The 14,723-nt window shown below is 66.6% G+C and carries 13 protein-coding genes; 1 reads left to right on the top strand and 12 read right to left on the bottom strand.

Annotation, left to right across the window (positions count from 1 at the left end; all coding sequences use genetic code 11):
* Nucleotides 1-7 precede the first annotated feature (7 nt).
* The 7 genes from ureC to O3298_RS08640 all read right to left on the bottom strand — a co-directional run bounded on the left by ureC (nt 8) and on the right by O3298_RS08640 (nt 11,087).
* A complete protein-coding gene (gene ureC, locus O3298_RS08670) occupies nt 8-1,708 on the bottom strand; it encodes an urease subunit alpha (RefSeq protein ID WP_099667397.1) in 1,701 nt (566 codons plus the stop codon).
* A gap of 1 nt (nt 1,709) precedes the next feature.
* Nucleotides 1,710-2,039 carry an urease subunit beta gene (locus O3298_RS08665; RefSeq protein WP_251348197.1) on the bottom strand — a complete coding sequence of 110 codons (330 nt, stop codon included), beginning with the start codon at nt 2,037-2,039 and terminating at the stop codon, nt 1,710-1,712.
* A 94-nt stretch (nt 2,040-2,133) separates the two neighbouring features.
* Nucleotides 2,134-2,436 (bottom strand): urease subunit gamma, encoded by a 303-nt coding sequence (locus O3298_RS08660; protein WP_034751936.1) that lies wholly within the window; start codon nt 2,434-2,436, stop codon nt 2,134-2,136.
* Between the two features lie 25 nt (nt 2,437-2,461).
* On the bottom strand, nt 2,462-3,328 hold the full coding sequence (locus O3298_RS08655; RefSeq protein ID WP_289910591.1) for an urease accessory protein UreD: 867 nt from the start codon (nt 3,326-3,328) through the stop codon (nt 2,462-2,464).
* A gap of 136 nt (nt 3,329-3,464) precedes the next feature.
* Nucleotides 3,465-5,687 carry an EAL domain-containing protein gene (locus O3298_RS08650; protein ID WP_289910592.1) on the bottom strand — a complete coding sequence of 741 codons (2,223 nt, stop codon included), beginning with the start codon at nt 5,685-5,687 and terminating at the stop codon, nt 3,465-3,467.
* A 175-nt stretch (nt 5,688-5,862) separates the two neighbouring features.
* Nucleotides 5,863-8,028 carry a HAMP domain-containing sensor histidine kinase gene (locus O3298_RS08645; RefSeq protein WP_289910593.1) on the bottom strand — a complete coding sequence of 722 codons (2,166 nt, stop codon included), beginning with the start codon at nt 8,026-8,028 and terminating at the stop codon, nt 5,863-5,865.
* A complete protein-coding gene (locus O3298_RS08640) occupies nt 8,025-11,087 on the bottom strand; it encodes a PAS domain-containing hybrid sensor histidine kinase/response regulator (RefSeq protein WP_289910594.1) in 3,063 nt (1,020 codons plus the stop codon). Before O3298_RS08640 ends, O3298_RS08645 begins: the two co-directional genes overlap by 4 nt.
* A gap of 260 nt (nt 11,088-11,347) precedes the next feature.
* Between O3298_RS08640 and O3298_RS08635 the strand changes: the two genes are divergently transcribed.
* The gene (locus tag O3298_RS08635; protein ID WP_289910595.1) at nt 11,348-11,827 is read left to right on the top strand and encodes a GNAT family N-acetyltransferase; all 480 of its coding nucleotides are present in this window, start codon (nt 11,348-11,350) and stop codon (nt 11,825-11,827) included.
* Nucleotides 11,828-11,831: 4 nt separating this feature from the next.
* Here the strand turns inward: O3298_RS08635 and O3298_RS08630 are convergent, their stop codons facing one another.
* Genes O3298_RS08630 through O3298_RS08610 form a run of 5 tightly spaced genes read right to left on the bottom strand, consistent with a single transcriptional unit; the run spans nt 11,832 to nt 14,683 of the window.
* Nucleotides 11,832-11,999 carry a hypothetical protein gene (locus O3298_RS08630; protein ID WP_289904496.1) on the bottom strand — a complete coding sequence of 56 codons (168 nt, stop codon included), beginning with the start codon at nt 11,997-11,999 and terminating at the stop codon, nt 11,832-11,834.
* Entirely contained in the window at nt 11,992-12,369 is a 378-nt protein-coding gene (locus O3298_RS08625) for a DUF2750 domain-containing protein (RefSeq protein ID WP_289910596.1), read from the bottom strand. The genes O3298_RS08630 and O3298_RS08625 overlap by 8 nt, the downstream gene beginning before the upstream one ends.
* A complete protein-coding gene (locus tag O3298_RS08620; protein ID WP_305059036.1) occupies nt 12,359-12,643 on the bottom strand; it encodes a hypothetical protein in 285 nt (94 codons plus the stop codon). Before O3298_RS08620 ends, O3298_RS08625 begins: the two co-directional genes overlap by 11 nt.
* 1 nt (nt 12,644) lies before the next feature.
* Nucleotides 12,645-13,034, bottom strand: a complete 390-nt coding sequence (locus tag O3298_RS08615) for an Imm1 family immunity protein (protein ID WP_289910598.1) — start codon at nt 13,032-13,034, stop codon at nt 12,645-12,647.
* Nucleotides 13,031-14,683, bottom strand: coding sequence for a SulP family inorganic anion transporter (locus tag O3298_RS08610; RefSeq protein ID WP_305059035.1), 1,653 nt, complete (start codon nt 14,681-14,683; stop codon nt 13,031-13,033). The genes O3298_RS08615 and O3298_RS08610 overlap by 4 nt, the downstream gene beginning before the upstream one ends.
* Nucleotides 14,684-14,723: the final 40 nt, after the last annotated feature.

The raw sequence follows: 14,723 nt of genomic DNA, 5'->3' as shown, positions 1-14,723 counted from the left end.
CTCCCGCCTAAAATAGAAAATAGCGCTGCGCCATGGGCAGCACAGCGGCCGCCTCGCACACGAGCAGCTGGCCGTCGGCGCGCACGGCATAGGTTTCCGGGTCCACTTCCATGTGCGGCGTGGCGCTGTTGTGGACCATGTCGTGCTTGCGCAAGCCGCGCATGTTCTTCACGGCGATGACGGATTTATTCAGTTTGAGCTGGTGGCCGATATCGAGCTCGTAGGCCGCCTGCGAGACAAACGTAAACGACTTTTTCAGGCCGCCGCCGAAGGCGCCGAACATCATGCGGTAGTGCACGGGCTGGGGCGTGGGAATCGAGGCGTTCGGGTCGCCCATCTGCGCGGCCGCGATCATGCCGCCTTTTAAGATCATCGATGGCTTGACGCCGAAGAAGGCCGGCTTCCACAGCACGATGTCGGCGATCTTGCCCGCCTCGATCGAGCCCACCACGTGCGAAATGCCATGCGTGATGGCCGGGTTGATCGTGTACTTGGCGATATAGCGCTTGGCGCGGAAATTGTCGCTGCGCGCCGTGTCGGGCGCCAGCGCGCCCCGCTGCACCTTCATCTTGTGCGCCGTCTGCCAGGTGCGCATGATCACTTCGCCGACCCGCCCCATGGCTTGCGAGTCGGACGACATCATCGAGATGGCGCCGATATCGTGCAGGATGTCTTCGGCGGCGATGGTTTCGCGGCGGATGCGCGACTCGGCGAACGCCACGTCTTCGGCGATGGCCGGGTCCAGGTGGTGGCACACCATCAGCATGTCCAGGTGCTCGTCGAGCGTGTTGACGGTGAACGGGCGCGTGGGGTTGGTCGACGAGGGCAGCACGTTGGCTTGCCCGACGGCGGCGATGATGTCGGGCGCATGGCCGCCGCCCGCCCCTTCCGTGTGAAACGTGTGGATGGTGCGGTCCTTGAAGGCCGCCAAGGTGTGTTCCAGGAAGCCGCCCTCGTTGAGGGTATCGCTGTGCAGCGCCACCTGGATATCCATGCGGTCGGCCACGGACAGGCAATTGTCGATGGCGGCCGGCGTGCTGCCCCAGTCTTCGTGCAGTTTCAAGCCGATGGCGCCCGCGCGCACCTGCTCTTCCAGGGGCAGCGGCAAGCTGACGTTCCCTTTTCCCATGAAGCCCAGGTTCATCGGGAAGGCGTCGGCGGCGGCCAGCATGGCGTGCAGATGCCACGGCCCCGGCGTGCAGGTGGTGGCGGCCGTGCCCACGGCCGGCCCCGTGCCGCCGCCCAGCATGGTGGTCACGCCGCTCATCAGCGCTTCCTCGATCTGCTGCGGGCAGATGAAGTGGATGTGCGTGTCGACGCCGCCGGCCGTGACGATCATGCCTTCGCCGGCGATGATTTCCGTCGCACCGCCGATGGGGAGCGTGACGCCGGGCTGGATGTCGGGATTGCCCGCCTTGCCGATGCCGAAGATCAGGCCGTTTTTCAAGCCGATATCCGCCTTCACGATGCCCCAGTGGTCGAGGATGACGGCATTCGTGATGACGGTGTCCATCACCTCGGCCGCGCAGCGCTGCGACTGGCCCATGCCGTCGCGGATCACCTTGCCGCCGCCGAATTTCACCTCTTCGCCGTAGATCGCGTAGTCATGCTCGATCTCGATGAACAGTTCCGTGTCGGCCAGGCGGATGCGGTCGCCCTTGGTGGGGCCGAACATTTCGGCATACGCGCTGCGGGGAATGCTGGCCATCTCAATCCTTTCCCGGTGGAGTGTCTTGCAGTTCACCCATCACTGCGCCATTGAAGCCGTAGACCTTGCGTTCGCCCGCCAGCGCCACCAGTTCCACCGTGCGCTGCTGGCCCGGTTCGAAGCGCACGGCCGTGCCGGCCGTGATATTGAGGCGCATGCCATAGGCGCGCCAGCGCTCGAAGGCCAGCGCCGGGTTGACTTCGAAAAAGTGGAAATGCGAGCCCACCTGGATCGGCCGGTCACCCCGGTTGGCCACCACCACGGTAGCCGTGGCGCGGCCCGCATTCAGGCTGATTTCGCCTTCTTCCAATTTGTATTCGCCTGGGGTCATGATATTTTCCTTCGTCAAAGCGCTCTACGCTGGCCGGCGGATCGCCGGCGCCACACAGGCACGGCGCGGATGGCGCCCTGCCATGCAATCAAAACTACGGTATCGGGTGGTGCACGGTCACCAGCTTGCTGCCATCGGGGAAGGTCGCTTCCACCTGGATATCGGGGATCATCTCGGCGATGCCGTCCATGACGTCGGCGCGCGACAGAATCTTCGTACCGTCCGACATCAGCTGCGCCACCGACTTGCCGTCGCGCGCGCCTTCCATGATGGCGGCACTGATCAGGGCCACCGCTTCCGGATAATTGAGCTTCAAGCCGCGCGCCAGGCGCCGTTCGGCCAGCAGCGCGGCCGTAAAAATGAGCAGCTTGTCTTTTTCGCGGGGAGTCAGGTCCATGGTTTTCCTTGCGTTTCTTTCCTGATTAAGTATTCCAGATGCGGGGCACGACGGCGTCGCGTCCCAGCATGGCGGGACGCAGCAGCTGCCAGGCGGCCAGCATGATGCGGCGCGCCGCCTCGCTGTCGCCGCACAGCAGGCGCACCACCACCAGCGCTTTCATGTGCGTGGCGCCAAACGCGGCGCCGGCCGGCACGGCGATCTCGCGCACGGCCGCCAGCACGGCGGGAGCAACGGGCATGCCGACGGCGATCAGGGTGGCGCACACCGTGTGGCCCCCCAGTCCCAGCGGGCTGACCATCAGGGCGCCGCCGGCGGCCAGCACGCCCTGCTCCCACCACAGCAGCTTGCCGCCGCGGCGTATCTGCACCTGCTGGCTGATGCTGCCCGTGTTGAACATTTCGCCCGAGGCGCTGCGGCCCAGGCAGACGATGTCGCAGCCGATGTAGCGGGCGTCCGGCGCCAGTTCCACCTCGTGGCGCAGGCGCACGCAAGCCTGGTCAAAGAAGATGCTTTCCTGCGGCAGCCACTCGATGGCGGCGCCGCTGCCGGCGCGCAGCACGAGGTGCTGGCCCGAGACATGGCCGTTCGCGCGGTACCACTTGGCGGCGCCCGGCGACGTGAGCAAGGCGTGCGCGCCCTCGCCCACCGTGGCGTCGACGGCCAGCTGGTCGCCGCCCACCACGCCGCCGGGCGGATGGATGATGATGGCGTGGCAGACGGCATCGCCTTCCGGATACAGGGGCTTTTGCACGCGCAGGGGGCCGCTGTGCGTGCGCTCGACGAGACGGCTGACGCCATCGTGCAGCGCAAAGCCCAGGCGCAAATGCGCCTGCCAGGCGCTGTGCGCGCTGGCGGCAGAAGGCGTTGCGAAATGTGGGCTATCTGGCATGCACTGCAATCGTGTAAATAACGATCTACAAAGCAGGATGCATGCCAGCGTCAGAGGGAAGAAACGTGAGAATCATGCACCGCATTGCGGCGCCCGCACCATATCAGTGCAGTTATCGTGCAGGCGCGGGGTGTGCTTATGCCGACACGGCTGCCGACGCCACCGTCAGCACACGCCGTTCGCGCAGCAGCGCCGTGAAGGCTTCCGCGGCCAGGGGGCGGCTGAAATAATAGCCCTGCATTTCGTCGCAGCCGTGTTCCGTCAAAAAATCCACCTGCTCGCGCGTTTCCACGCCTTCGGCGATGACGCGCATGTCCAGGTTATGCGCCAGCGAAATGACGGAACGGGCGATGGCCGCATCGCTGCTGCTGGTGGTGACGTCGTCGACGAACGATTTGTCGATCTTCAGCACGTCGATGGGGAAGCGTTTCAGGTAGCCGAGGCTGGAATAGCCGGTGCCGAAGTCGTCGAGCGAAATGCCCACGCCGATATCCTTCAGGCGCGTGAGGGCCGCCACCGCCTTGTCCGGGTCGCCCATCACCGTGCTTTCCGTGATTTCGATGCCCAGGCAGGCGGGCGCGATGGCGTATTTGCGCAAGGCCGCCTCGACGAACGGCACCGTGCGGTCTTGCGCGAACTGCTTGCCGGACAGGTTGACGGCCACCTTGATGCTGCCCAGGCCCGCGTCGTGCCAGGCGCGGATTTGCGCGCAGACGCTTTCGAGCACCCATTCGCCGATGGCCGTGATCGAGCCATATTCCTCGGCCAGCGCGATGAACAGGCCGGGCGGCACCTTGCCCAGCACCGGGTTATCCCAGCGCAGCAAGGCTTCCGCACCCAGCAAGGCGCCCGTGCGCAAGCACATCTGCGGCTGGTAGTGCACTTCGAATTCATCGCGGCCGATGGCGCCGCGCAGCTGCTGCTGCATCGCCAGGCGGGCGCGGATGTCGCTGCCCATGCGCTCCGTGAAGAAGGCGTAATGGTCGCGCCCCATTTCCTTGGCGCGCACGAGGGCCGTGTCGGCGTGGCGCAGCACGTCGTCGAGGCTGTCGCCGTCGGCCGGACACATGGCGATGCCGATGCTGGTCGTCAGCGCCAGGCGCTCGCCATCGACGCTGAGTTCCTCGCGCAAGCCGGCCAGGATAGTTTGCGCCAGCGCAAGCGTGCGCCCCAGCAGGGCATCGTCCTGCAGCAGGATCTGGAATTCGTCGCCGCCCTGGCGCACCACCGTGTCGCCTTCGCGCACGCAGCCGGACAGGAAACGCGCCACCACTTGCAGCGCCTTGTCGCCCACGGCCTGGCCGTGCGAATCGTTGATGTTCTTGAAGCGGTCCAGGTCCAGGCACATCAGCACCACCTGCTGGCCGTCGCGCAGAGCGTTCGCGCGCGCCTGTTCGAAGCGCTCGCGCAGCAGAACGCGGTTCGGCAAGCCCGTCAACGCGTCGTGGTAGGAGAGGAAATCGATCAGATGCTGCTCGGCCTTGCGCTCGCTGATGTCGAGGAAGACGCCGATGTAGTTGACGACGGCGCCGTCGGGCCCGTGCACGGTGGAGACGCTGAGCAGGCAGGGATAGGTGTCGCCGCTCCTGCGCCGCGTCTGCACCTCGCCCGACCAGCAGCCGCTGCTGCGCAAGCCCTGGCGCAGGGCCAGCAGCACCGCCTCGCCCGTGTATTCGGCGTGCAGGCGCAAAATGTCCGTGCCCACCACTTCCTGCGCCGCGTAGCCGGTGATGCGCGTAAAGGCGGGATTGGCCGTGACGATAACGCCGGCCGGATCGGTGATCAGGATGGCGTCCTGCGTCGCTTCGAAGACCTGGCCCGACAGGCGCAGCAATTCTTCATTGGCGCGGCGGATCTGCACTTCGCGCGCCAAGGTGCTGGCCACCTGCTCCAGTTCGGCCGTGCGTTCGGCCACGCGCCGTTCCAGGTTGGCGCGCTCCTGCGCCAGCTGCAGCTGCGCCCGCGCCAGGCGCACGTGGGCGTCCGTGCGGGCCAGGATTTCCTCGGCCTGGAAGGGTTTGGCGATGAAATCGACGGCACCCAGCGCGAAGCCGCGCACCTTGTCGTCCGTGTCGTACTGGGCCGACAGGAAGATCACCGGCACCTGGCGCAGGGACGGTATCTCCTTCAGGCGGCGGCACACTTCAAAGCCGTCGAGGCCGGGCATGCGCACGTCGAGCAGGATCAGCTCGGGCGGGCGCGCCTGGGCCGTCCACAGGGCCAGTTCGCCGTTCGGCGCCTGGCGCACCGCATAGCCGGCGCCGCCCAGCAAATCGCTCAACAGCTTCAGCGAAGCCGGCGTATCTTCAACGATCAGTACTTCGCCCTTCGAATTCACTTCCGAAAAATCGCGGTGCATGTAGCAGTTCTCTCAGCTTTGGATGAGGCGCGGCGATCCGTTGCCGCGCTGGACAAGACATTTCTTTGCGATGAACTACGTACTATCATCATAATCTTTATTGCAATTTAGCACCATCCATCGGCGGCACTTAGTCCGTCTTTTCAGCGAATCCGATGTTGTCAGCCCACACTTTTCAAGCGTGCGCCAGCGCGCCCTCATTCTCCAGCAAGTCGCACAGCTGACGGTATTGATGCTGGTCAAGCATCGCCTGCAGCGGCGCCAGCACGGGCGCGGCCGCCGGCGGCAAGGCGCCCAGCAACAGTGCCACCCTGGCCAGGTTCAATTCGCGCAGCGCCACCAGCAAGGCGGCGCGCTCTTCCCCGGCCAGCAGCAGCAAGTCTTGCGCCCGCAATGCCGGCGGCGCCTCGGGCGCCGGCGCCACGGGCAGCGGCACGGGCGCCGCCACGGGTGCCTCGGCCGCCTGCGCGGGTATGCTGAAACGGAAGGTGGCGCCCTGCCCCGGCATGGATTCCACCGTCAGTTCGCCTTTCATCAATTGCACGAATTCGCGCGAGATGGCCAAGCCCAGGCCCGTGCCATCCTTCGGTCCCGCGCTGTCGGCCTGCACGAAGGGCTCGAAGATGCGCTGCTGGTCTTCCGGGGCGATGCCGATGCCCGTGTCGCTGACGGCGAACGACAGGCGCCACGTGGCGTCATCGCGCCGCTCGCCGCGCACGCGCAAGGCGACCTCGCCGCCGCCGGCAAACTTGACGGCGTTCGACATCAGGTTCAGCAGCACCTGGCGCAAACGCGTCGCGTCGAGCAGCACGGCCGCCGGCACGTCGGCGCAATCGAGGCGCAAGGCCAGCCCCTGCTGCTCGGCGCGCATGCCCAGCATGTCCATCACTTCCTGCAGCAGGGGCGCCAGCGCCACCACGACCGTCTGCGCGTGCAGGCGCCCCGCCTCGCCCTTCGACAGTTCGAGGATTTCATTGATCAACGTCAATAAGTGATTGCCGGAGCGGTGGATGATGGCCAGGTTGCGCTTTTCATCGTCCTGCATGTTCGGCGAGGCGGCCATCAGGCGCGAAAAGCCGATCACGGAATTCAAGGGCGTGCGCAGTTCGTGGCTCATGTTCGCCAGGAAGGTGCTCTTGGCGCGGTTCGCCGCCTGCGCCTGGCTGACGGCCACCGACAGGGCGCTCGTGCGCTCGGCCACCAGTTCTTCCAGGTGATGGCGGTGGCGCAGCAGTTCCAGTTCGGCCTCGCGGTGCGCCGTGATGTCGTAGTTCGAACCCACCAGGCGCATGGGCCGCCCCTGCCCGTCGCGGAAGATCACGGCATCGGCCTTGATGTAGCGGATGGCGCCATCGGGCCACAGGATGCGGTACTCGTGCGTGAAGGCCTGGCCGGCGCCCAGCGCGGCGCGCAGGGCCTCCTTGGCGGCCGGCACGTCGTCCGGCATCAGCGCCGCGCGCCAGATCGCCGCCGGCGCCATGGTGCTGTCCGCATCGGCCTTGAACTGCGCATACATCTGCTCGTCCCACTGCAAGGCATCGTTGATGACATTCCAGTCCCAGATGCCGATGCTGGCCGCGCCGGTGGCCATCTGCACGCGCTCCTCGCTGCGCTGCAAGGCGCGGTAGCGGCTGTCGAGCAGCGCCACCATGTCGCGGATGGAACGGTACAGCGTGCGCAGCTCGCCCAGGAACCACGCTTTCGGCGGCGTGCCGGCCGCTTCGCTCTGCCCTGCCTGGACGCCGGCCGCATACTGGCCGATCGCCTTCAAGGGCTTGAGCATCAGACACCACATGAGCAGCCAGATGCTGGCCACCAGGATCACGTCGAGCGCCACGATCATGGCACCGATGCCCAGCGCGCGTTGCCGCAGCTGCGCGTGCAGCAGGGCCGGCGTCGCATACACGGCCACATTGCCGATGACTTGCCCGCCCATCGTCACGGGGCGCCGCTGCACCAGCCAGCCGGGTTCCGCGGACAGCGAGGAAAAACTGCCGATGGCGCCGGCCGCGGTGCGGCGCAGCACCAGCGCTTCCTTGCCGATGCCCGGCGTCAGGGAGCTGGCCACCAGATCGCGCTTGCCCAGCGTGCTGCGCATGATGGCCTGCATCTGCTTTTCATCGAGATTCCACAAGGGCAGTTCGATGGCCACGGCCAGCTGGTCCGCGCTCAGGGCCAGGCTGCGGTGCAGCTGCTGCCAGCGCTGCTCGCGTTCGGACTGGTAAAACAGCACGGCAAACACCAGCAGCAGCGCGGTGACGACAAAGGTCAGCGCCACGCTGACGGCCAGCACGATGGAGACGCCGCCCAGGCGCGCGCCCTTGGATGCGTGAACCGTCATGCGTCTTCGCCCTGCGGTTCGCTGGCCAGCTGCGCCAGCAAGGCGCACAGCGGCTGGTACTGATGCTGTTCCAGCATGGCGGCGATGTGCGCGGCCAGCTGCGGCAGGCTGGTCGCCACGCCGGCCAGCACGATGGCGCTGCGCCGCAAATCGAGGGCCCGAACGGATTCGAGCAGCGCCTGCCGTTCGGCCGCGCCCAGCTGGCCCAGCGCCTGCTGCAGGTCGAAGGCGGCCGCCGGCACGCGCGGCGGCGCGGCGGCGGTGCGCTGGAAGCGCACGCCCAGTTGCTGCTCCAGCATGGCGAACAGGTGTTCCTGTTCGATCGGCTTGCGCAGGAAGCCGTCGGCGCCGGCGGCCAGCGCCTCCTGCTTTTCTTCCTCGAAGGCGGAGGCGGTCATGATCACCAGGCGCGGCTGCACCAGCGCCGGCTGTGCGCGCAGCCAGCGCGTCAGCGCCAGGCCGTCCATGTCCGGCATGCGCCAGTCGCTGAGCACGATGTCGTAGCGCTGCGCCGCCAGCATGGCTTGCGCCTGCACGCCGCCCGCCGCCTCCTGCAGCTGGAAGCCCAGCGGCGCCAGCAAGCCGGCCAGCAGCTTGCGGCAGTTGTCGTCATCGTCGACCAGCAGCACCGTGCGCCCGCGCTGGCCCGCCGGCAGGCGCGCCACGCGGCCCGGCGCCAGCGGCGCGGCGGCAGGGCACTGCACGCAGGGGGCGCGCAAGTCGAAGTGGAACACGGAGCCGGCCCCCAAGGTCGACTCGACGCGCAGCTCGCCGCCCATCAGGCGCACGAATTCGCGTGAAATGGTCAGCCCCAGTCCCGTGCCGGCCTGCGCCACGGCGCTGTCGGCCTGCACGAACGGTTCGAAGATGCGTTCCAGGTCCTCTTGCGCGATGCCGCTGCCCGTATCGCGCACGGCAAACGCCAGCGCCACTTGCCCATCCTTGTCTGCCTGGCAGGCCAGCGACAGGGTCACGCTGCCCTGCTCGATGAACTTGAGCGCATTCGACAGCAAATTGAGCAGCACCTGGCGCAGCTTGGCGCCGTCGAGGCGCACCAGCGGCGGCACGCCGGAACGCTCCAGCCGCAGCGCGATGCCCTGGTCGCCGGAGCGCATGCGCACCATCTCGAGCACCTCGTCGAGCAAGCCGTTCAAGTCCACGGGCCCCGCTTGCAGCTGCATGCGGCCCGCCTCGATTTTCGACAATTCCAGAATATCGTTGATCAAGGTCAACAAATGATGGCCGGCGCGGTTGATGATGGCCAGGTTATGCTTTTCTTCCTCGAACATGCTGCTCGAATCGGCCATCATCTGCGAAAAGCCGATCACGGAATTCAAGGGCGTGCGCAATTCGTGGCTCATGTTGGCCAGGAAGACGCTTTTCGCGCGGTTCGCCGATTCGGCCTCGGTGACGGCCACCGACAGGGCCGCCGTGCGTTGCTGCACCAGCTCTTCTAGGTGGTCGCGGTAGCCGAGCAGTTCCTGCTCGCTGTGCTTGCGCTCGGAAATGTCGACGATGCCGCTGCGCACCAGGCGCCGCCCTTCCATCGGCAAGCGCACCAGCCGCACTTCGCAGGGAAAGATGCTGCCGTCGGCGCGCCGCACATTGCGCTCGACCAGGATGGGTTCCCCCAGCATGGCGCGGCGCAGATGCTCTTCCATCATCAGTCCCAGCGGCAGGCCATCGGGCTGCTCGCCCGTGTACAGGTCGAACGGCCCGCGCGCCAGCAGCGCCTCGCGCGACATCCCCAGCATGCGCTGCGCGCTGCTGTTGGCGTCGATGAAGCGGTCCAGGTCCAGGTCATACACGACGATGGCTTCGGGCGCATGCTCGACGAGGATGCGGAAGCGCTGCTCGCTTTCGCGCGCATCGCTCTCGGCGCGGCGCAGGCGGCGGCGCTGCAGCAGCAAGGCGCTCAGCATGCACGCCATGGCGAGAAATACGGCGCCGGCCGACAGCACGGCGACGCGGTGCTCGTGCCACAGCTGCGGCGGACGGTTGAAGAACAGGGTGTGCGGCGGCAGCCGGCTGATATCGGCATCCCAGCGCTGCAGCTGTTCCCAGTCATACATGGGCACCGGATGCGCCGGCGGCAGCAAGGCGCCCGGCGCGGCAGGCGCCTTGCCGGCCAACACGGCCAGCGACATCTGCGCCACCTGCTGCGCGGCCCGCTCGATGTGCAGGATGGAGCCGCCCAGGATACCCTTGCCGACCGTCGCGTTATACATGCCAAAGGCGGGCACATTGGCCAGCCGCGCCAGCTGGGCGGCAAACTGCACCGGCGTGGCGATATTGCCGTCCACGTCGCGGTTGACATTGCCCGCCACCAGCAGCGTATCGGCGGGCAAGCGCGCCACGGCCGCGCGCATCTGTTCCAGGGTCAGGTCATCGAGGTAGCGCATGGTCACCTTGCCCTGCCACGCCTGCGCCGCCTGCTGCATGTTGCGCTTCAGGGCCTGGTCGGCCTCGCTGGCGCCGACGGCCATGACGATGGTCTTGGTCTCCGGGAACAGCGCCATGGCTTGCGCCAGCGTGCCGGCAAAATCGACGTTCGCCTTTTGCTGCCAGATGGAAGACGGACTGCCGGCCGGCAAGGCCTTGCCCGAGGTATTGATCGCCAGCACGGGCACGCCGCGCGCCAGCGGCGCCAGGTCCGACAGCAACAAATCGAGCGCCGGCTGCTGCATGGCGATGATCAGGTCGGCCTTGCGGCCCATCATCTTGGTGTATCTTAAAAGCAACAAATCGCGCATCTCATTGCGCAGCGCCGGGTCGCCCTGGGTATTCAGGTTCAGGTGCTCGACCATGATGTCTTCGCTGGCCAGGCCCGCGGCGGCCATGGCGGCCACATAGGTGCGCGTGTACGATTCCACGCCGGCGCGGCCGTAATCGTAAGCGTTGAGAAACAGCACGCGCTGCCCCTGGTGCAGCGCCGCCGAGGCCGGCGTCGCGGCCGGCACGGCGGCAGGGGCCGCGGCAACACAGCATACCAGCAGCAATGCGCAGCCACAGCGGCGCACCGCTGCCCTGCCCAGCCCGCCGCCAGGCAACTCACGCATCCTTCGCCATGCCCATGCTCACCCCCGCCTGTCACCATGTTTCAACTATGCGCTGACTGCTCAGCCACCGACACTTACAAAAACATGATAACGTCAACTGCAGGGGCAAGTCTATTCCTTAGGGCAATCTTTTGGTGATTGCCATGTCTTTCTATATGACCCAGGCGCCGCCGGTCATCTGCTGGCTGAGCGCGGCATGAACTCTTGCTGGCGCCATGCAAGCCATTGCGCTAGCATGGTCTTTTGCCCGGAAAGCGTCCATGACCATCACCCTGCGCCCCGCCCTTGATTCCGACATCGACGCCCTGTGGGCCCTGCGCACGGTGGCCGTGCGCGTCAGTTGCGCCACGCATTATGCGCCGGAGCAAATTACTGCGTGGACGGCTACGCCTGTGCCGCCGGCGTATGCCGCCATGCTGGCCGCGGGTGGCGGCGTCGTGGCGATGCAGGGAGAAGCCATTGCCGGCTACGCCATGCTCGATGCGGACAAGCAGGAAGTGGAGGCAGTGTTCGTCGATCCGGCGCGTGCGGGACTCGGCATCGGCAAGCGGCTGCTGGCGGCGCTGGAGCAGCTGGCGCGCGGGCACGACATCACATGCCTGCACCTGTCCGCGTCGCTGAACGCCGTACCGTTTTACCGGGCCGCAGGGTTTATTTCCTTGCGCGAGGAAGCGTATGCGCACCCCAGCGGCATCAGCCTGGCCAGCGTGGCGATGGAAAAGGCGCTGGCGGCCGCCTGAGCCTTCAGTCCTGGCCGGCTTCGGACTCGGCCAGGCATTGCTGCAGTTTCGCGATCAGCGCGCGCACTTCATCGCCGCCCAGGTCCAGCGGGTCGCCTTGCGCGCCGACGGCGATCAGGCAGATGGCCGAGCCGTCATACCAGGCGTCCAGGCGCTCTTCCTGATTATTCATATTGTCTGGCTTCCTCTCGCAGGTCGGCCAGCAAGTCGCCCGGCGCCGCGATGCTGGCGCTGCCTTGCGGCACGGGAAACACGAAAGCCAACTGTTTATTCTCCGCCATGCCGGGCAGCCATTTAGCCAGAAAATCATCGAGCCCGATGGCGCGCGCCTGGAAATGTTCCCAGTCGCCGCTGGCGCACGCTTGCGCGAATGCCGCTTCCGGCCAGAACGGTATCGCCACCTTGCCGTCAAGCTGCGCCGTGGCCCAGCCGTCATGGTGCAAACCCCACACTTCTTGCGTATCGGCCACCTTGCGCACAAAGTAGGCATGACGCTCGGCGGACGGCAGCCCCGCCACCTGCTTGAACTTGTCAGGATGCATGCTCGCCTCCTGCCTCGTCCCATACCCGCAGCTGCGGCGTGCACCAGCCCGTCACCATGTCGAGGGCGTCCAGTATCACGTCTTCCAGCGGCCCTTCCTGAGCGCCGTCCTCCATAGACGGGCGCAGTTCCTGCAGCAAGCCGGCCACTTGCGCCGCCGTCACGCCGCCGGCCTTGTAGCGCAGCAGGATGGCGTGCAGCGTCAATAACCCCGCCCTGGCGTCCAGCGCGGCCAGCAAGTCCTTGTCGATGTCGGCGATGATGGTTTGCGGCATGTCAATCGGCCTCCCACGCGATGGCGGCCGGCCGCGCGCCGCCTGTCCTGAAAAACGCAGCGAAGGCGTGCTGGCATTCTTCCACCTCCACGCACCACGCTTCCGGATACTCGTCCACCTGGCCATTGGCCAGCAGGTAGCTGCAGGCGCCGTCCGCCTCCTCGTCGCCCAGCGAGTGAAAACTCAGGTCGTCCTGTCCCGACAGATACATCAGCCAGGCATTTCCGCCATTGCGCAGCATGCACAGGGCCGGGCCCTGTTCCGCATCCGTGGCCAGGGTCAGCCACAGTTCGCACTGGGCCAGCGCGCGCGCCTCCTGCAGCGCCTGTTCCAGCGCAGCGATGGTGTCAACGGCGCGCGGTTCGCCATGCAGATTCAATTCCATCGTCATGCCGGTTCTCCACTCTTTTTCCCGCTCAAATCGTTCGTCGCCAGGGCCGTGCTCAGGTACAGCTTGCCGCTCAAGTCTTTCAATAAACTGCTCTGGCGCAGGCGGTCCATCACGGGGCCCTTCACTTCGGCCAGGTTCAGGCTGATGCCGCGCTTGGCCAGCGCGCTGTTGAGTTCGATCAAGCCCAGCAAGGCCGTGCTGTCGATCTGGTTGACGGCTGACAACACCAGCACCAGGTGGCGCGCCGTCGGGTGGCCGCGCAATTCGTCTTCCACCCTCTCCGTCACGGCCTCGACATTGCCGAAGAACAAGCCCGCATCTATGCGCAACAGCAAGACGTCCGGCAGAGTTTGCGCTTCATAGCGCTCCACGTTGCGGAAGTGCTCACTGTTCGGGATACGCCCCAGCACGGCGATGTGCGGGCGGCTGGCGCGCCAGATCAGGGTGCCCATCGACAACAGCACGCCGATCACCACGCCTGCTTCCACGCCCAGCACCAGCACGCCGGCCGTCGTCGCCAGCAGGGCCAGCGCATCGCTGCGGTCGTAGCGCCACGACAGTTTCAAGGTATCCCAGTCCAGCAGGCTGGACACGGCGAAGATGATGGTGGCCGCCAGCACGGGCAGCGGCAGCAGGGCCAGCCAGCCCGTGGGCGCCACCAGCGCCAGCGCCAGCAAGCCGGCAGTGATGATGCTGGCCAGCGGCGTGTTCGCGCCCGCCTGGAAATTGACGGCCGAGCGCGAAATCGACCCCGTGACGGGGAAGCCGCCCGACAGCGCGCTGGCCACGTTGGCCGCTCCCAGGCCCAGCAGTTCGCGGTTGGTATGCAGTTTTTCGCCCCGCTTTTGCGCCAGGGTCTGGGCGGCGGACATGCTCATCAGGAAGATGATGAAGGCGATCAAGAGCGCTGGCGACAGCAAAGTGCGCCAATGGGCGCCGGAGGTGGCCAGGTTCAGGCCCGGCAAGCCGCTGGGCACGTGGCCCGTCGTCTGCACGCCCATCGCTTCCAGGCCGCCATAGGCGACGAGCGCGATGCCGGCCAGCACCAGCGCCATCGGCGCCAGGCGCGCGCCCACGTCGGCCGCCACCTGGTTCAGGCCGCAGCGCCGCAGCAGGCGCGACGCGTACCGCTTGGCCAGCCACAGGAACAGCAGGCCGGACAATCCAAGTACCAGGCTGGGCGCATGCCAGTGGGGAAGCGTCGCCCCCAGCAAGGGCGTGATCTGCCCCCAGATGATCAATATCGCGGCGCCATTGCTGAAACCGCTGATCACGGGGCGCGACAGGAAACTGGCCATGAAGCCCAGGCGCAGCACGCCGCACAGCAGCAGGACGAGGCCGCTGATGAAGGCCAGCTGGGCGGCCAGCACGATATACAGGGAGGAACCGGGGTCGGCCAGCGGCGCCAGGGCGGCGGCCGTCATCAGGGAAACGATGGCCATGGGGCCCACCGATTGCGTCATGCTGCTGCCGAACAGGGCGTACAGCACGGGCGGCAAAATGCTGGCGTAGATGCCCACCACGGGCGGCAAGCCGGCCACCAGCGCGTAAGCCATGCCTTGCGGCACCATCATCATGGCGACCACGATACCGGCGGTGATGTCTCCGGCCAACAGAGGACGCCGGTATTGCCTGAGCCAGAGCAGCATGAATGATCCCGAAATCTGAAAACCGAAGCCTATCATGCGA

Origin of the sequence: Janthinobacterium sp. SUN137 (genome assembly GCF_030587265.1) — a bacterium.
Classification (GTDB): domain Bacteria; phylum Pseudomonadota; class Gammaproteobacteria; order Burkholderiales; family Burkholderiaceae_D; genus Janthinobacterium; species Janthinobacterium kumbetense.
Note: the sequence above shows the minus strand (reverse complement) of the source record. Positions and strands in the feature narration are given on the sequence as shown.